This is a genomic window from Brevibacillus centrosporus, assembly GCF_046622605.1.
GTDB lineage: Bacteria > Bacillota > Bacilli > Brevibacillales > Brevibacillaceae > Brevibacillus > Brevibacillus centrosporus.
Window position 1 is genome coordinate 1,287,088 of sequence record NZ_CP176856.1, and the last position, 18,942, is coordinate 1,306,029.

Genomic DNA, 18,942 nt, shown 5'->3' on the forward strand with positions numbered 1-18,942 from the left:
TTTTGTTCAACGTATAAGAATTTAGTAGCGAAATGCTTATGAATTCTGGAGCGCATGGCGAAGTGCCTCAGCGCCATCTTCCGGCATCACTTCGGTAAAACTTTCTGCTAAAACGGGGTCGCTCCTCCATGAGATGGCCTCGATTGAGGTTTTCTTAAGGAAAGAGGCGGCTAGGATGTCTGATACCTGTTCTGATAAAGTCTGACGGCAATGGCTTCGATGAGCTTTCGATTTTTAATGATCGCGCACATTCTTGGCGGCAATCCCTCCATGCCGTAATAAGCACCTGCCAACTGACCGTACACAGCACCCGTGGTATCGGCATCATCTCCTAGATTTACGGCGAGCAAGAGCCCCTCCTCAAAAGAGCTGCTGTGATGAAACGCCCACAATGCAGCTTCGAGTGATTCTACTACGTAGCCACTCCCTTTTATGTGAGAGGCGTCTTTGCGTTTATAGGAGCCACGGGCGACAGCAGAAAGCTCCGGTGTCATCTCTTCAAAGAAGGAGCCATTCTCGATCGGTGAGTAAAAATCTGCGAGAAGCTTTTCTTTTTCCTCTCCCCGAAGGGCACCTAGAAGCAATCCACCGAAGTAGACACAGGCGTCTACGGCATTTTTCGCAGCGTGGGTCGTAGCTGAACTGCGAGCGCACATTTCCAAGGCGAGAGCAGGGTCCTCTGCATAAAACAGCGGGACAGGAGCTAGCCTCATGATCGAACCGTTTCCGGCAGACCAAGGATCCGCTGAGCCGGCGTAGGGACGCCCTGTTTTTTCAAAGGAGAGGAGGGCATCCCGGGTTGCATTGCCGATATCAAAGCAGTGGTCCTTGCTGCTTAAATATCCTTCGCGGAACCATTTGAGATACCGTTTCATTTGATCCGTCGGGTCGAACCCGTTTGCCTGCAATAAACTTTCCGCCAAGCAGAGCGCCATAGAAGTATCATCTGTCCACTCTCCGGGCTCAAGCTTGTGAACGCCTCCACCCACAATTTCCCGAACTGGTTCAAACGTACCGGGTTTGCAGAACTCAACAGTGGCTCCGAGAGCATCCCCGATTGCAAGTCCCAGCAGGCTTCCTGTATATTTCTCCATGATCTCACCTCGTTTTCTATCTGCTTTCCTCCTAGTTAGACGCTTGGCGCAGCAAAAAAGTTATGGTGCTTTTTGCGTCAGAGGTAACAAGACGAATCAGGGCTTCTTCCCATAAAATTTATGCAAGTAATTAAATTACTACTGCACATTAATAGAGAAAGGTCTATTATTGACAGTACGGTTACATTTTGAGGAGGGAGCAATCATGACAGAGTTTTTACTAAGTCTTTTGCAAATCATTATTGTAAACATCGTACTGAGTGGCGATAACGCGGTTGTGATCGCTCTTGCCTGTCGAAACTTGAGCCCGGAGCTGCAAAAGAAGGCAGTCTTCTGGGGAAGCTTTGGGGCTATCGGACTTCGTGTCATTCTGACCTTTATCGCAATCTATCTGTTGAAAATTCCGTTGGTACAGGTTGTTGGCGGACTCTTGCTCATCTGGATTGCAGTCAAGCTGCTGAAAGGTGAGGATGAGGACAGTCACATCGGCGGCGGTGCGAACATGATGGAAGCGCTGAAAACTATTATTTTCGCGGACCTGATCATGAGCTTGGACAACGTCATCGCGGTCGCGGGTGCAGCCAACGGCAACATGCTGCTGGTGCTGATCGGTCTGGCCATCAGTATTCCGCTGATCATTTGGGGAAGCCAGCTTTTGATGAAGCTGATGAACCGTTTTCCGATTATCGTACTGCTCGGAGCGGCATTGCTCGGTTATACGGCGGGCGAGATGATCGTAGGAGACAAGCTGGTCGGTGGATTTATCGAAGAGACCTTGCCGGCCCTGCACATCATTTTGCCAGTTGCCTTGGCACTGGTTGTCATCGCAGTGGGGAACTACCTCAAGCGCAAAGCGGAAAAGGAAAAAGCCAATCAGGTCGGACAAGATCACGCGGAGACGTTGTAATACATGGAATATCGCGACTGGCACATCCTGCAAACCTTGTTTCGTGAGCAGAATATCACGAAAACAGCAGAGGCGTTGTATATTTCCCAGCCTGCTCTAACGAAACGATTGCGCCAGATCGAAAAAGATTTTGGGGTGCAGATCGTGCAGCGTGGGAGCAGAGGGGTGCAATTTACCCCCCAAGGCGAATATCTGGCAAAATGCGCAGATGAGATGCTGCTGCGGCTGCGCAACATCAAGGAAAACGTGTTAAACATGGGGAACGAAGTAAACGGAACACTGAGGTTGGGGGTTTCCAATTACTTCGCGCGCTACAAGCTCCCGATGATTTTGAAGAGGTTTAAAGAAGCTTACCCGAACATCGATTACAAGGTCATCACCGGCTGGAGTAAAGATGTCTACAAAAGCGTGTACAATCAAGATGTCCACGTGGGCTTCGTCCGGGGGAATTACAATTGGACGGACAAAAAGCTGCTGCTGTTTGAAGAAGCCGTCTGTGTTGTCTCCCGGGAACCGATCCAGATAGAAGACCTGCCTAATCTGCCGAGAATTGACTACGAGACGGATCCCATGCTGCGAGCACTGGTTGACGGCTGGTGGACCGAGAACTTTTCCCAGCCGCCGCAGATCGGCATGGAGGTCGACAAGGCGGATACGTGCAGTGAAATGGTAGCGAGCGGACTGGGCTACGCCATTTTGCCCCGGGTAGTTCTGAGCGGCAAAGACGATCTGTACATGATCGGACTGACGAGCGCAGCAGGCGAACCGATCAAGCGAAAGACGTGGATGTTCTATCATGAGGACGCGCTAGGTCTGCAGATGGTCAAAGCTTTTGTACAATTCATGGAACAGATCGATATAGAAGTCCCTCAGTAAAAGAAAAGAAAACCTGCTGCACCCGCATGGAAGTCATGCTGGAGGCAGCAGGTTTTTTTGTATCATCGGATGGAGTCGACCACAACAGCCCGCCATCATTCACCCAAGGAATCGCTGCCGATAACCATTTTGTATTTTTTCTGCGAGAGCGGCTGTACTACACTAGGGGTACTTTACCAAAGAACCGCACTTCACGTCAGATCGTCAAAGGGGAAACGTCTATGCTGCTGCGCGCAACGTTTACATTGCTGCTTGGAGCACTGGGAGGCTTGCTGTTTACTGCGATTCACAGCCCGCTTCCATGGTTGCTCGGAGCTTTGATTACTACGGTTGTATGTACGTTTCTCGGTGTTCGAAACCTATGGCTTCCAAAGTGGTCTCGCCAAGCAGGCTTGATCGTGATCGGCATATCGCTTGGCTTGCGCATGACACCCGAAATCTGGGAGGCCATGACGGGTCACATCGGTTTGATGCTGATCGCCACCATCTTGACTGTCTTGATCAGTCTTATCAATGCTTGGATCTTTTGGAAAGTGGGCAAGGTTGACGGCATAACCGCCATTTTCAGCAACGTCCCGGGAGGCTTATCCGAAATGGTGACGATCGGTAAGACGGTTGGAGGGAACCAGCAGATCATCTCCATTTTTCACTCGATTCGCGCTGTCATTATCGTGCTGTGCACGCCTTTCCTCGTAACATGGCTGCCGCATCATGCCGCGATGCAGGCGGCTGTGCCTGATCAGGTGCTGGGATTCGGAAAGACGCTGCTGATCCTCGTCGTCGGAATAGGAGGGGCGTGGATTGCCTCCCGCTGTTCGTTTCCCGCCCCATTTTTGCTCGGAGCGCTGATGCTCACCACTGTCGTGATGCTGAACACGCCACTTGCCACCGGACATCCAGCCCTGGCAGGTTTTCTGGTGAAAGGAGCTCAGGTGCTGATCGGAGTCGGGATCGGTCTTGGCTTCAAGCGAGAGGACATCGCCCGCAGCCGCCGCTTCTTTCTGCTCGGCCTCATGCATTCTGTTCTTCTGTTCGTGATGGTAATCGCTCTGGCCGTAGGCATCTCGTATGGGATGGGGACAGAGGCAATCACCATGATTTTGGCTTCTGCGCCAGGCGGAATTGCAGAGATGAGTTTGACTGCCTTGACCCTTGGGGCAGACCCGCTCTTGGTCACAGCCTTTCAGCTGTTTCGCGTTCTGTTTGTGCTCACGTTGTTTTCCTTCGGGGTGCGTACATGGATCAACCGTCGCCGCCGCGAAGGAGGGGCGCCTCAAGAAACGAGTGCATGACGCAAGAATGAAGTCTTTTTTCAACAGCTAGACCTGTGTTCTCCCGAGATGGAGAAGCAGGTCTGTTTCGCGTGAAAAATATGAAAATAATCATAAAAATAGCGTTTATCCAAAAAATCCGAACAAACTAGGAAGCGCTTTCATAGGGTGCTATGATCTCCTTAGTTGAAAACGCTATCAACAAAGGGGGATATACAGATGAATCAAACAAAGAAATGGAAGAAGTGGAGCGGCGTACTTCTTACGACAGCGATGGCACTGAGCCTGGCAGCCTGTGGAGGCGGCGGTGGGCAAACCGCAGCAGGTGGCGGGAAGGCTGCTTCCACTTATCCGGAAAAGCCAATTGTCATAACAGCGCCATCGGGTGCAGGTGGTGGCCTGGATAAAACAGCGAGATCCGTTGCAAAGGTCATGTCAGCAAGCAAGCTGGTAGAGAAGACGATCACCGTCGAAAACAAGCCAGGTGGCGGTCAGGCAGTAGGATTGGCAGACTTCGTGACGCAGGACAAGAAAAACAATTACAAGCTTCTGCTTCCTTCTACACCGATTATCATCAACAACCTGAAAAAGGAAGGGAACAGCCCTCATTCTTACAATGATATGACACCGTTGGCCCAGCTGACGAAGGACTACGGCGCCATCGTTGTGGCAGCTGGCTCTCCATACAACAATCTGAAATCCCTGATGGACGCGATCAAGGCTGATCCGACAAAGGTAACCGTAGCAGGCGGATCTGCTCCAGGCTCCCTCGATCACTTGACCTTCCTGATGCCGGCGGTGAAAGCAGGCATCGATCCAAAATCAGTAAAATACATCTCCTACGACGGTGGCGGTGAGGCGATCGCAGCGCTTTTGGGCGGAAATGCAGACGTACTCGCTACGGATGTATCGGGTGCTGGTGAATATGTGAAATCGGGTAAGGTAAAAATCTTGGGCGTTTCTTCTCCAGAGCGGCTGAAAGGCACATTCAAGGACATCCCGACTTATAAGGAAGCTGGCTATGACACCGAATTGATCAACTGGCGCGGCGTGTTTGGGCCAAAAGATATGACGCCGGATGCGGTAGCGTACTGGGAAGAGAAGCTGAAAGCCATGACGAAAACGCCTGAGTGGAAAGCGGAGCTGGAAACAAACGGCTGGGATGACGGATACAAAAACGGGGCAGACTTCAAAACTTATTTGGGCGAACAAGAAAAAATGTTCAAAGAAATCCTAGGTCTGCTCAATATGGCGAAATAAACAAAGGGAGAGCGGAGACGGAGAAGAAGTGATTCTTCTCCTCCTCCATTCTTAAATTTTTGTGAGAAGGGGAGGAGCACGTGAGCAAAACATTTGATCGCTACGCCAGCCTGTTGTTTCTCGTCTTGGGAGCGGCATTTTTGATTGGCAGCCAAAACATTTCCTCGAGTGCGTACGGAAGCAATGTCGGGCCGAATATCTTTCCGCTCGGCCTCGGAGCTCTTTTGGTTTTGCTGAGCCTGCGCTTGTTTTACGAAACATTCAAATACAAGCAAGAGGAGAAAAAGCAGGGACCTGCGCTCGATTACAAACGATTTCTCATCATACTCGTAGCGGCGCTTCTTTACGTTTTGCTAATGGAGGAAATCGGATATGTGGTGAGCACCTTCCTCTTTTTGCTGGTTGGCTTCCAGACCATGTCAAAGGGAAAATGGCTCTCGACACTGCTTATTTCCGGCGCGTTTTCCTTTGGTATCTACTTCTTGTACGTCAATGTTCTCGATGGCAGCTTGCCCGGTTTACCAGCATGGTTAGGCTTTTAGGAGGTGGATGACAAATGGATGCGTTTCATTACTTATTAAATGGCTTTGCTACAGCCCTGCAATGGCAAAATATCATCTTTGCGTTTGTCGGTGTACTGATCGGGACGGTAGTAGGCGTCTTGCCAGGGATTGGACCGATTAGCGGCGTCGCGTTGCTGATTCCCGTAACTGCATCGCTGACAGGCGGGCTTCCGCCAGAGGAGGCTGCGACCAGCGCGATTATTTTGCTGGCGGGTGTTTATTACGGGGCGATGTACGGGGGCTCCACGACTTCGATTCTGTTGAATACGCCAGGTGAGTCATCCTCAGTTGTTACCGTATTGGATGGATACCCGATGGCCAAGCAGGGACGGGCGGGAGTCGCCCTGGCGATCGCTGCGATCGGTTCGTTTGTAGCAGGGATTGTCTCGCTTGTCGGTCTGGTATTCTTGGCAGAGCCACTGTCAAATGTCGCTCTCAAGCTCAGTCCTGCCGATGAGTTTTCCCTGATGATCCTCGGGCTGTGCGCCTTGAGCGGATTGGCAGGAAAGTCAGTCACCAAGGCATTGATCATGACGGTATTCGGACTCTTGCTCGCGACGATCGGCATGGACAACGTGTCTGGTGTGGCGCGCTTTACCTTTGACATGCCCGAGCTTTATTCCGGCTTGGAATTTTTGACGATTGCAGTCGGGGTATTTGCTCTCGGAGAGGTTTTCAAAACGATTCTTGAGCGCGACGCGAATGAAGGGGAGATCGCCAAAATCTCTCGCATTTTGCCAACCAAAGAGGATTTGAAAGAAAGTGCAGGGCCGATCATCCGCGGGTCCTTGGTTGGTTTCTTTAAAGGAATTGTTCCAGGGTCAGGTGCGACATTGGCGTCTTTCCTCGCTTATTTGCTCGAAAAGAAAATCAGTAAAAATCCCGAGAAGTTCGGAAAGGGGGCAATCGCGGGTGTGGCCGCTCCTGAGTCAGCCAACAACGCAGCTTCGGGTGGAGCCATGATTCCTCTTTTGACCTTGGGGATTCCGGGAACAGGGACGACCGCTGTGCTGATGGGTGCTTTGATCATGTACAACGTGCAGCCAGGTCCCCTGCTGTTTGACGAGCATCCGACCATCGCGTGGGGCTTGATCGCGAGTATGTTTATCGGTAACCTGATGCTGCTGATTCTCAACATGCCTCTCGTCAAAGTTTTTGCCAAGCTGATTGAGACACCGCCGAAGTATTTGATCCCGATGATTGTGGCAATCTCCATTTTCGGTGTGTACGCAGTACGCGTCTCGGTATTTGATCTCGTGCTGCTGCTGATCTGTGGGGTAGTCGGGTACTTTCTGGCGAAAAACGATTTCCCCATGGCACCGCTTGTTTTGGGCTTGGTGCTTGGGCCGATGATTGAAAATAACTTGCGTCGCGCACTGACGACGTCCAACGGAGACTTCTCCATCTTTATTGAAAAGCCAGTATCTCTGGTCTTCCTGATTATCGCGGTTCTGTGGATCTCGGTTCCGTTGATCATGAAAATGCGAGGGAAAAAAGTAGTGGTGAACGTAGAAGGGTAAAGGAGAGTGAAACGCATGCGAGATGACAAAAAGATCAAAGAGGAAGTCAAACAGCAGTTCGGCGCCAATGCCGAAAAGTATGTGACCAGCCAGACACACGCGACGGGAGATGATCTCTCCCTGCTGGCGCCTTGGCTGAATCCATCGCCTGATTGGGTCTTTCTCGACGTGGCGACAGGAGGGGGGCATCTTACCAAAAAAATCGCTCCGCATGTAGGTCAGGTTTTTGCGACGGATTTGACCGGGCCGATGCTAGCTGCAGCTCGGAATCATCTAAAGGCGCACTGCAGAAATGTCTTTTATGTCGTAGCGGACGCAGAGGCACTCCCGTTTCTCGACGATACCTTCGATGCAGTCGGCTGCCGAATTGCCGCTCATCACTTCCCCAATCCCCAGGCATTTGTCCAGGAAGTCGCACGTGTCCTGAGGCCCGGTGGCAAGTTCGTGCTGATTGACAACATCGCGCCGGAGGAGGAGGAGCTGGATCGTTTTGTGAACACGCTGGAGAAGCTGCGGGATACCAGTCATGTACGCAGCTATTCTTGCTCGGAATGGCGGAAGTGGATCGAGCAGGCAGGTCTTGCAGAAGGCCAGTCCCGTATTCGCAAAAAGACCTTCCCGTATGCGACTTGGGTGAGACGAACGACGGAGTCAGAAGAACAGGTAGCTCAGGTCACGGCTCATATTACCGAGGCGAAAGCAGAAGTCCAAACCTACTTTGCAGTGGAAAAGGCAGGCGAGGAGGTCGTATCCATTCAGGTGGATGAATGGATGGCCCTGTTTGAAAAGCCGCAAGCAAAAAGATGAAAAAAGAGAGAAGCCCCTACCTTTAGCCTTGGTCAAGACCCCATTTAGTGGACATTGAAAAAAGCCCTAGGCAGTAAGCTGGCGTCGGTACTCTACCGGCGTCAGCTTTTTCAGTTTTCGTTGCGGTCGACTTTCGTTATAAAATTGGATATATTCTTCAATTCGTCTTTGTGCCTCATCCAGATTTCGGATATCATAAGGGTAGAGTCCTTCCGTTTTGAGATGCGAGAAGAAGCTCTCCATAGAGGCATTATCGTAACAATTGCCTCTCCTCGACATGCTGATTTGGGCGCCAACCGTAGGCAGCATGTCGTGGTAATCGTAGGACGTGTACTGGCATCCTTGGTCGCTATGAACGATCAGTCCAGTCACGTCTTTCGTCTTTTCAAAGGCTTTCGTAAAGGTTTGAAGGACGAGTTGTCTGTCATTTTTAACGTCCATGTGATAAGCCACGATCTCGTTATTGAATAAATCTTTAATGGCCGATACGTACAGCCAAGTATCTTTCACACGGTACTGCGTGATATCGGTTACCCACTTTTGATTGGGAGCCTGTGCTCTGAAATCACGCTGCAGTACATTCTCAGCAACTCGTCCTCCTTCAGATGAAGCATAATGATTACGATGCTTGCGACGAATTCGAGAACGGAGTCCCATTTCTTGCATCAAACGCAGAACCTTCTTATGATTGATCCACACTCCATGATCGTGCAGCAAAAACAATTGGATTTGTCGATATCCATATTTCCCATCATACTTCGTATACACACTCTGGATGAGATCTCTCACCGGTCTGTCTCGATCAACATTCTGTCGCTTTACATACGCATAGTATCCACTTCTTGAAACGCCAAACAGCTTGCAAAGTTCCGTGACGCTGTACTCGCCAACTGCTGCTTTTATGATGGAGTACTTCTGTGCTGCACCTCCCGCATCCAAATTTCCCAACACTTTTTTAGCATGTGATTCTCCCGCCTCAATTGTTGAACATATCGATCCTGGTCGATATACGCCTGGCGTCGACCTCGCTGATCGAGAAAGCCAAACTCTCCAAGTTGTTTATACTTTTTCATCCATTTCTTTACGCGGTCTTTATCTTGAATACCAAAGTGCTCGGTGATCTGCCGATAAGTCCACTTTTCCTCGAGATGTAAACGAATCGCCTCCATTTTCATGGATTCAGGATACGACTTATACTTCTGACCTTTCATTGCCATAAAAATACACCCCCTAGAATTACATCGGATTTCCCTAGGGGTTTTTCCAATGTCTATTCTAAGGGGTGCACTTCAGCCTTACGGTGGGGGCTTTTTGCTGTGCAAAATGGCAACGAAAATCAAAAAAGAACCTGGACAGCTTTACCAGGTTCTTTTCTATAGCGTAAAAACAGTCACGATGCTATAATCGAAATACGACTGTTTTGTTAAATTTCCAATAGTCATCCCATCTTACATTTTAATTGTATCATGCCGGCAACCTCATGTCAAATGCTTTTTCTCAATTGAATGGTTAGGGGAGATATGGAATGAGTTCTTTGGCTCTCGGCTTTCAGGAAATACACAAAGACCAGCTTCTGCTCGTTGGCGGAAAAGGGCTGCATTTAGGGGAATTGGCAAAAATGCAAGGAATCCACGTACCAGAAGGATTTTGCGTGACAACAGTGGGATTTCAAAAGGCCATCGCACATAACCAGACGTACCGTGCCTTGTTGGATCAACTAGCGATCCTAAAAGGAGAAGAGCGAGAACAAATTGGTGAAATCAGCAGGCAAATTCGACAAATCCTTAGCGAAGTGGAAATTCCAGCGGATGTCGCGGAGGCCGTAGCTCATTATCACACCCAGCTTGGAGAAGAACACGCGTATGCCATTCGTTCTAGCGCGACCGCGGAAGATTTGCCGTATGCCTCTTTTGCGGGTCAGCAAGACACCTTTTTAAATGTCATCGGCATCGAAGCCATTCTGGAGCATATCCGCAAATGCTGGGCTTCCCTGTTTACGGAACGAGCGGTCATTTACCGGATGCAAAATGGATTTGACCACCGTCAAGTTTATTTATCCGTGATCGTACAAAGAATGGTTTTCCCACAGGTATCTGGAATATTATTTACCGCAGATCCGATCACGTCCAATCGGAAGCTGCTATCCATCGATGCCAGCTTTGGACTTGGAGAAGCATTGGTCTCTGGGGTGGTATCTGCCGATTGCTATAAAGTACTGGAGGGAGAAGTCGTCGATCGGAGGATTGCAGCCAAAAAACTGGCGATCTACGGGCGAAAAGAAGGCGGGACAGTGACACAAGAGATCGATCCAGATCTGCAAAAGACGCAAACTTTATCGGATCAACAGATTTTACAGCTGGCCCGTATTGGAAGGCAGATTGAAGCTTATTTTGGCAGCCCGCAAGATATTGAATGGTGCTTGGCTGATGACACTTTTTCTATCGTCCAGAGTCGGCCAATCACGACGTTGTACCCCATCCCTGAGGTGAACGATCAAGAAAATCACGTCTATATATCTGTAGGCCATCAGCAAATGATGACTGACCCCATTAAACCACTGGGCTTGTCTTTTTTCCTGTTAACGACTCGTGCGCCTATGCGAACAGCTGGGGGTAGGTTGTTCGTCGATATTACCGATATGCTTGCTTCCCCTGACAGCAGACAAGTCATGGTGGATACCCTCGGAAAATCCGATCCGCTCTTAAAGGACGCACTTACGACCATCATAGGGCGAGAAGATTTTATACAAGCGTTGCCAGAAGATAAAAAAGCACCGGGGCCTGGTAAAAATCAGAAAGGTATGCCGCCTGTGGGTCCTCAAATTCAAATCGAAAGCGATTCCGCAATCGTCTCTGATTTGATGAAGCGCAGTCAAGCCTCGATCGAAGAGCTAAAGCGCAGCATCCAAGCGAAATCAGGGCCAGACTTGCTCGATTTTATTCGAGAAGACATCGAGCAATTAAAGAAAATTTTATTTGATCCTCAAAGTACGGCTGTGTTTATGACCGCTATGAACGCTTCAGCATGGATCAATGAAAACCTGTACGAATGGTTAGGGGAAAAAAACGCAGCAGATACGCTTTCCCAATCCGTACCGAACAATATTACTTCGGAAATGGGTCTGGCGTTAATGGATGTCGCAGATGTGATTCGTCCTTTTCCGGAAGTCATTGCTTTTTTGCAGCATGTTAAAGACGATAGCTTTTTGGAGGCGCTGGCTGAAATTGATGGTGGACAGAAAGCCCGAGACGCGATCTATTCCTATCTTCAGCAATACGGAATGCGCTGTGCCGGAGAAATCGATATAACGAGAACGCGTTGGATTGAAAAACCACTGACACTTGTCCCCCTGATTCTAGGCAACATCAAAAACTTTGAGCCGAATGCGGGAAAACAAAAATTTGAGCAAGGGCGACAGGAAGCGTTGGAAAAAGAACAAGAATTGCTAGAGCGATTGAGAACATTACCGGATGGTGAGCAAAAAGCGGAAGAAACCAAACAAATGATCGACCGAATCCGAAATTTTAGCGGGTATAGGGAGTATCCCAAATACGGCATGATTCATCGCTACTTGGTTTATAAGCTGGCTTTGCTAAAGGAAGCCGAACAGCTGGTCGAAGCTGGCGTGATTCATGAAAAAGAGGATATCTACTATCTTACTTTTGAAGAGCTTCACGAGGTTGTGCGCACAAAAAAGCTGGATGATCGGATCATCAGCAATCGAAAAGACGATTACAAGTTTTTTGAAAAACTAACTCCGCCACGTGTAATCACGTCTGATGGGGAAATCATTACAGGTGAGTACAAAAGGGAAAATCTTCCGGATAAAGCGATTGCAGGTCTACCTGTTTCTTCCGGAGTAATAGAGGGGCGCGCACGTGTCATCTTAAGCATGGAAGACGCTGATTTAGAAGAGGGAGATATATTGGTCACCACTTTTACCGATCCTGGCTGGACACCATTGTTTGTATCGATAAAAGGTCTCGTCACTGAAGTCGGTGGGCTGATGACCCATGGAGCGGTGATCGCACGAGAGTATGGTTTGCCCGCAGTTGTCGGCGTGGAGAATGCTACCAAGCTGATAAAAGACGGACAGCGAATTCGTGTGCATGGGACAGTAGGCTATATCGAGATACTGTAATGGCTGAATACATCAAGAAAGAGCCTTTGTCATGGAGAGCGGATAGTAAAACATTGGGTGGAAGTAAGCGGTGGTAATATCTCTGAGCAGCACCAGCCATCTTGCGGCTGGTGCCTTTTCAACATGGTCTGCTTTCACCGTTTAGTCAAAGCTGTACGCGTCCAGTCTACAACAAAATAAAGGACAGGGATGACTTCCGCTACCAAAAGAAGGCTTACCATACCGTGATTGGTCAAATGAGCAAGTTCCATTTTAGATCTGGCCATGAATAAAGAGAGTCCCACCATGATGGCTGTCATGGATAGAGCAAATGGTTTGTGATCCTGTAAGGAAAAGCTGTGAGTAAGTGCTATCACAGATATAAAGAGGAACAAACTGATTTTGATAAAAAGGCTGGTGAGCCACACTGCAATCAGGACAGGATCCAGATTCTCCAGAAAAGAACCTGCTCGGATGAAACGAATGAGCTCTAGCTCGGGGTAAATCAGTTCACTTGTTAAATGTGGTCCAAATACGAGCAAGGTTGAAATGAGGCTAGTCAAGATGATGAATAACGAGGTTATGACTGCCCATCCCAAAGACTTGAAAGATTTTTGTGGGTGTGAAAAATAGGGGAACAAAAACAGGGTGAAGGACATTTCGCCAAATAAGGCTGTGACTAAATAACTGGCAGTCCCGAGTTTGTCCTGCTGGATATGCTGAAAAAATGCAATGGTCATTTGGAAATTCATATCACGGACGACGAATACGGGTATCATCAGCATTCCGAGGATGGTTAAGAAGAAGATCCCTTGCGCACACCGAAAGATAGCATGCACGCCTGAACGGACGGCATAGGCAATACAAATGCTAATAAGCGCTGTAACCGCCCAATCAGGTGTTTCGGGAAGGTAGACCTCGACCAGGAAATCCTGCAATTCGCGCAAGACGAAAGCTGCACTGAACAAGCTCGTAAAAATCATGATGCTGATGAGAGGATAGTGCAGCCACTTTCCAACAATGTATTTGCCATAGGTAGCAAAGAAAGCGGTTGGACGTTTTATGGCCACTCGAAAGGAGACATAGGTAATGGCAAGGCCACATATTGCTCCGATCAGGAGGGGAATCCATGAAGAAAAACCTGCCTCCGTTACCAAAGCGGTCAAGCGAAAGCCAAGCATAGTTGTAAAAAGGTACTGGGTGAACAACATATAAAGCTGTGATTGTGATACTTGCCCCAGCTCCTTATTCATTTTCGCCTCTCCAAATAATGAACTTTTCCATCGGGTGAAAAACATACTCAATTACTTTGGCAAACTGGAAAGAATCCCGAAAATAATAGAGGGCTTCAAAGCTGAGAAAGCAGAAAAGTACCATCCCTACGACGATCCGTTTTGTTCGCTTTTTTCGGTTTTGATGATGTAGATAGCGAAGCTCATACCCAAAGATGATTGCAAATACCATGGCTACGATGATCATTTCAACCCCCTGATGATGACTCTTCTGGATGGAAGCGAATAGGATTTTTAGTGGTTCGGGAATGTAAATTATTTTGTGTAAATGGGTTTTTAAGAAATGAATAGCTACATCAAAGGCTTTACATGGAGGGGCGGGCATGATAGGCTGGTTCGCCGTGCGATGCATGTCTTTACAAGAATCGCCCGATCGCAAGATCTCATGCCCGCAGAGGCTCCATGTCAAGCCGGCTCAACAGTTGGATTAGGCGGACAGCTCCGCTTGCAATCGGTCTCCAAAATGGATGGCAAGCTGCGATATACATTCTTTCCAACTCCTGACTGGCATAGTCCACTTCTTCGAAGCCTCAATAGTTGCAAGATAGATGATCTTTCGTAGGGCATCGTCAGATGGATAGGCAGTTTTCGTTTTTGTTACCTTGCGGAGTTGACGGTGATATCCCTCAATAACATTCGTGGTGTAGATCATCTTGCGAATCTCTGGAGGATAGTTAAAATAAGCGGTCAACTCAATCCAGTTATTTTCCCAGGAACGTATAATAATAGGATACTTCTTCTCCCATCTGTCTTTAAAAGTAGAGAAGGCAACCTCGGCTTCTTCTAATGTAAGAGCTTGATAGACTTTCTTTAAGTCTGCCAAGACTAGCTTTTCTTCTTTGAAGGGGACATATTTCATGGAATTCCGTATCTGGTGGATGACGCATAGCTGAATCTGAGTTCTCGGGAATGCAGCATGAATTGCCTCTGAAAACCCTGAAAGTCCGTCCTTACAAGCAATCAGGATATCTTCTACCCCGCGACTTTTCAACTCCGTACACACATTTAGCCAAAAGCTAGCACTCTCGTGCTCACCAATCCATATACCCAAAATGTCCTTATGTCCAGACATGGTAATACCTAGAACGCTGTATGCTGCTTTATTGATGATCCGATTATCTTGGCGAACTTTAAAGTGGATAGCATCAAGAAATACAATGGGGTAAACGCGGTCAAGCGGTCTGCATTGCCATTCCGCTACCATTGGCATGATCTTATCCGTTACTTTACTGACCATCGCCGCTGACACCTCGATCCCATATAAATCCTTCATGTGCTCCTCGATGTCTCGCGTAGACATTCCTTTCGCATAGAGAGCAATGATTTGCTCTTCTAAACCATTTACGGTAGTCTCGTGTTTTTTCACAATATGAGGTTCAAATTCGCCGTTGCGATCACGAGGCACACGAAGTTCGGTGTTGCCAAACTTCGTTTTCACCGTCTTTTTGCTGTAGCCATTTCGACTATTGCCAGTATGGTCGCCGTCGGAACTATGCTTGTTGTAGCCTAAGTGATCATCCATTTCAGCTTCAAACAACTGCTGGATTGTGTCACGAAACAGGTCCTTCAGCATCACATGGACATCCTCGATGGTGCGGCAATCCTTTGCTAATTCTTTGATCGTAAGATCCCTTTTGTCTTGCATAAATGATCATCTCCTTAATGGCAAGTTTAACCATTTACACAAAACTTTTTACGCTCTCAGTGGTTCCCAGCCGTTTTATAGTGATCTCTACATGAGGAGCGATTTTCACGTTTTCGCGATACACTTTCCGCCAACGAGGAGCAACTTCCTTCCAAACGCTTGGAAGATACCAATCCAGGTACGAACCGAATTGAAAGACATCGGCACCCACTTTCTGCGAGGACTCAATGGCTTTCTTGATCCGATTCTTTACCAATTCTTCAAGGCTGTCCTCCAATTTTTTAATTTGCTCCGGATCTTGCAATGGAATGGTGGATTGCGAGGATATCAAGGAAGCATCCGCTTTGCAATGAATGTGTATCGTGATTTGATCTCCCTCGATGATTGGCTTTATTTTGGAATGGGATTGGTTGATCATAAAATCGAGTGGTTTGCCATCAGTTGAAGCGATTACCGTAATCTCCGCGTCCCTCATTTTCCCTAGAATCCACATAGCCCCCCTCATTTCATAAGTCGTGAGAGTATTCACCAGTTTTCCGTTCTTGAAAATGGCTGCTCCGTCTGTTCCCAGCCAGTTTTGTACCTGTTTTTTTTCGCTCGGGATGGCTTTGGTTTCGACTTTTAGCATGGGAATTAACATGTCGCCACCGTAATAAGAAGCAGCCAAACAATCCTTTGCTGTCGTATCGAGCGTCACAAGCTCTCTACTATAGGCGAGCAATATATCTACAGGAAAGCGTTCAAAGATGATGGGGATCGTCGTTATTTCTTTTGCTTTACCAGGTGCGATATACACGTTGGTATTGATATGGAACCGCGGTTCTCGAGAAATGAATTCCAGAACCTGACTGATCCCGGCTTTGGCAAATTCCTTTCCGATTACCACGACGCTTGTTTGACCAAAGGTGATTCTACGAGATAGATCGGACTGGATGAGGCGATACGCTTCACCGATGTCATGGCCAGTCTTGGTTACAGTAGTATAAGGCTTGCCGGTTAATTCACCATTCCACCCGACTGTCCAGGAATGAGACGGTTCGCTAAGGGGAAAGAGAGGGTGACCTCGACCCCATCGTTGACTTTATCTAAGAAAATGATGCGTACAAAACTTCGATTATTCAATTCTACAGACGACCAGCATCCAGTCAATCCGAAGCAGGAGAGGAAAGCAACGATATAAAGCATAGCCACACGCCAAGGTAGAATCGTGCTCAATCGCCATCCTCCTCTAGCTCAGTCTCTTGGATTCTTTTGCTTCCTTGCCTGATCTTGTTCTTTCCAGCAGTGGAAGGTCTTTTGCGCAAGTACCACCAGGGGGCCCTTACGTACGTATCCTTAAGATCACCTATGATTAAAGGTGTCATGGGTGCCAGATAGGGCATTCCGAACGACCGTAGATTGATGAGATGAATATAGATCAAAAGCAGACCGCAAATGATGCCGAAAAGCCCAAACAACCCCGCGAAGATCATGATGGGAAAGCGTAATAAGCGAATAGACAGACCCAGATCAAAGTGAGGGATGATAAACGAAGCAATACCCGTAAAAGAGACGATGATGACCATGGCTGCGGAAACGATCCCAGCCTGGACAGCAGCTGTGCCGATAATCAAAGCCCCAATAATGGATACGGCTTGACCGATCGATTTGGGGATACGTACAGCGGCTTCCCGCAAGGCTTCAAAAGAAATTTCCATAATAAAGGCTTCAATCAATGCGGGAAACGGGACAATTTCACGTGAAGCGGCAATGGTCATGAGCAGCTTAGGAGGGATCATTTCCGGGTGAAACGTCGTAATCGCAACATATACCGAGGGGAGCAACAAGGAGATGAATACAAACAAGTAACGTATCCACCGAATCCATGTTCCCGCGATATACCGTTGATAGTAATCTTCAGCTGATTGAAGCAGCATCCATAACGTGACGGGTGCGAGCAGCACCATGGGCGTACCATCTACGATGATAGCGACCCGGCCTTCCAAAAGTGCGGCCGAAACGACGTCTGGCCGTTCCGTATACTGTACTTGGGGAAAAGGTGAGAAACGAGAATGATCGAGAAACTCTTCGACGTAGCTGCTGCCAAGAACTCCATCGATCTCGATGTTCCCCAGTCTTGTCCTGACTTCATCTACGAGTTCCTTCTTACAGATCCCTTGGATATAGAGAATCATGACTACGGTTTGGGTATGCGTACCGAGGCGCATGGATTCGTTCTTGAACAGAGGGGTTTTCAGCCTTTTTCGAATCAAGGAAAGGTTAACCTCAGCATTTTCGATAAAGGCTTCGCGCGGTCCTCTGACGGTAGCTTCATTGGCAGGTTCATCAATAGAGCGCTGCTCTTGGGAGCCGAATGGAAGCTGAATAACCCTCTCTTCTCCATCAATCAGAAGAAGCACAGAACTATCGAGCAAAGAGGCTAAGCCGTCGCGCAGGCTGGATATGTGATAATCAGTGATGGGCAGCTGCCTGCGCTCAAAGATACACTCACGAATATCCTGATAGCTCATTTGCGAGAGAGCAAAGAGGGGACGAAGGAGCTCTTCTTGGAGGATTTGGGTATCCACCATACCTTGCAAATAAACTAAGGCACATCGCTGTGAAGAGCCTATCACAAACAAATGGTAAACAACATCAAAGCGGTCTGTGAATTGCTGGCGGAGCCATTCTAATTGTTCGTTAATGGATAGTGGGACTGAGTCAGATGTTCGATTTATTTTGAATCCTTTTTTGTTCCATGTGATCTTTTTCATAAGGGCACCCTAATTTCCGGTGGAATTCGTTTGTTGTATTTTTACACAATCTTCCTTACATTATTCTTTTCTCTATCACTACTAAGCTACCCGGATTCAACGAATGCAAAAAAGTCCTTGATCGTTTCAGATCAAGGACTTTTGATTGTTCCTGAGTCAAGGGAATCACTCAAAATTTTTGGGGAAACTGTTTGACAATGCCTTCTGTCAGAATGTCGGCTAAATGAATCATATGAATCTCGTTTTTGTCAGTTGCCGCAATATCAGCCTTCCAATCCCCTTTGAGACAGGCAAGGACAATTTCAGTGATCAATTGAAGATGCGCATAAAGCATATCCTGCATTGTTTGAAACGGCCAGTTCGGGTTCGCGGCGCTTAAAAATTTGGCGATATCGTCAGCATTTCTATGCCAATCGGCGTCGAGCTTTTTCAGATCCGCCTGATTGCCTGTTTTGGCAGCTGCGACAATTTTCCCTGCGATTTGAATGTGCTCTCTCAAAAGCTCAGCCAGCTTATTCCCGGCTTCTTCCCCATAATAAGGCTTGATCAGATTCCCGATGTCCTGCTGATTCTGCAAAAGCCGATCCAATACGTCCTTCGCATCTGGACGATTCGACATGACGCTGACAATATAGCTTCTTGTCCAGATCGTATGGTCGATCCACGCCTTCTGCATATCACTAAAGCAAGCATCCCTTTGTTTTTCAAATTCATCTGCTCCTCTGTGCGTTTGGAATAAATCTGGTTAGGCTGTTTTATTTTGGGTGAAATATCCGTTTCTATGCAGAGCGGATCGGGAAGAAATAGGGAAAAGATTGTTCCCCTTTCAGTTGT

Annotated in this window: 16 protein-coding genes and 2 pseudogenes; 8 read left to right on the forward strand and 10 right to left on the reverse strand. The window is 48.0% G+C overall.

The genetic code is table 11. From position 1 onward, the window contains the following. Positions 1–170 precede the first annotated feature (170 nt). Positions 171–1,094 (reverse strand): ADP-ribosylglycohydrolase family protein, encoded by a 924-nt coding sequence (locus ACLIN2_RS06870; RefSeq protein ID WP_411503604.1) that lies wholly within the window; start codon positions 1,092–1,094, stop codon positions 171–173. Between the two features lie 205 nt (positions 1,095–1,299). Here ACLIN2_RS06870 and ACLIN2_RS06875 point away from each other — a divergent pair, with 205 nt between their 5' ends. From ACLIN2_RS06875 to ACLIN2_RS06905, 7 genes are all read left to right on the forward strand, one after another. After that, a complete protein-coding gene (locus ACLIN2_RS06875; RefSeq protein ID WP_122924180.1) occupies positions 1,300–2,001 on the forward strand; it encodes a TerC family protein in 702 nt (233 codons plus the stop codon). A 3-nt stretch (positions 2,002–2,004) separates the two neighbouring features. Continuing rightward, positions 2,005–2,877 carry a LysR family transcriptional regulator gene (locus ACLIN2_RS06880; RefSeq protein ID WP_301171601.1) on the forward strand — a complete coding sequence of 291 codons (873 nt, stop codon included), beginning with the start codon at positions 2,005–2,007 and terminating at the stop codon, positions 2,875–2,877. A gap of 221 nt (positions 2,878–3,098) precedes the next feature. Next, the gene (locus ACLIN2_RS06885; protein WP_301171602.1) at positions 3,099–4,169 is read left to right on the forward strand and encodes an AbrB family transcriptional regulator; all 1,071 of its coding nucleotides are present in this window, start codon (positions 3,099–3,101) and stop codon (positions 4,167–4,169) included. A 198-nt stretch (positions 4,170–4,367) separates the two neighbouring features. Then, on the forward strand, positions 4,368–5,408 hold the full coding sequence (locus ACLIN2_RS06890) for a tripartite tricarboxylate transporter substrate binding protein (RefSeq protein ID WP_411503605.1): 1,041 nt from the start codon (positions 4,368–4,370) through the stop codon (positions 5,406–5,408). An 80-nt stretch (positions 5,409–5,488) separates the two neighbouring features. Further along, positions 5,489–5,950 (forward strand): tripartite tricarboxylate transporter TctB family protein, encoded by a 462-nt coding sequence (locus ACLIN2_RS06895; RefSeq protein ID WP_301171604.1) that lies wholly within the window; start codon positions 5,489–5,491, stop codon positions 5,948–5,950. Positions 5,951–5,964: 14 nt separating this feature from the next. After that, entirely contained in the window at positions 5,965–7,491 is a 1,527-nt protein-coding gene (locus tag ACLIN2_RS06900; protein WP_122924184.1) for a tripartite tricarboxylate transporter permease, read from the forward strand. 15 nt (positions 7,492–7,506) lie between these two features. Then, complete coding sequence (locus tag ACLIN2_RS06905; protein WP_411503606.1) at positions 7,507–8,298, forward strand: class I SAM-dependent methyltransferase; 792 nt, start codon at positions 7,507–7,509, stop codon at positions 8,296–8,298. A gap of 66 nt (positions 8,299–8,364) precedes the next feature. On the opposite strand, the gene ACLIN2_RS06910 is transcribed toward ACLIN2_RS06905, so the two are convergent. Together ACLIN2_RS06910 and ACLIN2_RS06915 are read right to left on the reverse strand one after the other, a co-directional pair. Beyond that, complete coding sequence (locus ACLIN2_RS06910; protein WP_411502845.1) at positions 8,365–9,237, reverse strand: IS3 family transposase; 873 nt, start codon at positions 9,235–9,237, stop codon at positions 8,365–8,367. Next, on the reverse strand, positions 9,198–9,515 hold the full coding sequence (locus tag ACLIN2_RS06915; protein ID WP_122923884.1) for a helix-turn-helix domain-containing protein: 318 nt from the start codon (positions 9,513–9,515) through the stop codon (positions 9,198–9,200). The genes ACLIN2_RS06910 and ACLIN2_RS06915 overlap by 40 nt, the downstream gene beginning before the upstream one ends. A gap of 308 nt (positions 9,516–9,823) precedes the next feature. On the opposite strand from ACLIN2_RS06915, the gene ppsA reads away from it, so the two are divergent. Next, positions 9,824–12,439, forward strand: a complete 2,616-nt coding sequence (gene ppsA, locus ACLIN2_RS06920; protein ID WP_411503607.1) for a phosphoenolpyruvate synthase — start codon at positions 9,824–9,826, stop codon at positions 12,437–12,439. 134 nt (positions 12,440–12,573) lie between these two features. On the opposite strand, the gene ACLIN2_RS06925 is transcribed toward ppsA, so the two are convergent. The 7 genes and pseudogenes from ACLIN2_RS06925 to ACLIN2_RS06955 all read right to left on the reverse strand — a co-directional run. Continuing rightward, positions 12,574–13,671 carry a GerAB/ArcD/ProY family transporter gene (locus ACLIN2_RS06925; RefSeq protein ID WP_411503608.1) on the reverse strand — a complete coding sequence of 366 codons (1,098 nt, stop codon included), beginning with the start codon at positions 13,669–13,671 and terminating at the stop codon, positions 12,574–12,576. After that, on the reverse strand, positions 13,664–13,897 hold the full coding sequence (locus ACLIN2_RS06930) for a hypothetical protein (protein ID WP_092266286.1): 234 nt from the start codon (positions 13,895–13,897) through the stop codon (positions 13,664–13,666). The genes ACLIN2_RS06925 and ACLIN2_RS06930 overlap by 8 nt, the downstream gene beginning before the upstream one ends. 240 nt (positions 13,898–14,137) lie before the next feature. Next, positions 14,138–15,355, reverse strand: coding sequence for an IS256 family transposase (locus tag ACLIN2_RS06935; protein ID WP_411502676.1), 1,218 nt, complete (start codon positions 15,353–15,355; stop codon positions 14,138–14,140). Between the two features lie 34 nt (positions 15,356–15,389). Further along, positions 15,390–16,337 (reverse strand): annotated as a pseudogene (locus ACLIN2_RS06940) (Ger(x)C family spore germination protein); the annotation flags it as partial. A 14-nt stretch (positions 16,338–16,351) separates the two neighbouring features. After that, complete coding sequence (locus ACLIN2_RS06945) at positions 16,352–16,570, reverse strand: hypothetical protein (protein WP_411503609.1); 219 nt, start codon at positions 16,568–16,570, stop codon at positions 16,352–16,354. Beyond that, positions 16,567–18,108, reverse strand: coding sequence for a spore germination protein (locus tag ACLIN2_RS06950; RefSeq protein WP_411503610.1), 1,542 nt, complete (start codon positions 18,106–18,108; stop codon positions 16,567–16,569). The genes ACLIN2_RS06945 and ACLIN2_RS06950 overlap by 4 nt, the downstream gene beginning before the upstream one ends. 169 nt (positions 18,109–18,277) lie before the next feature. After that, positions 18,278–18,787, reverse strand: a pseudogene (locus ACLIN2_RS06955) (glycosyltransferase); the annotation flags it as partial. Positions 18,788–18,942: the final 155 nt, after the last annotated feature.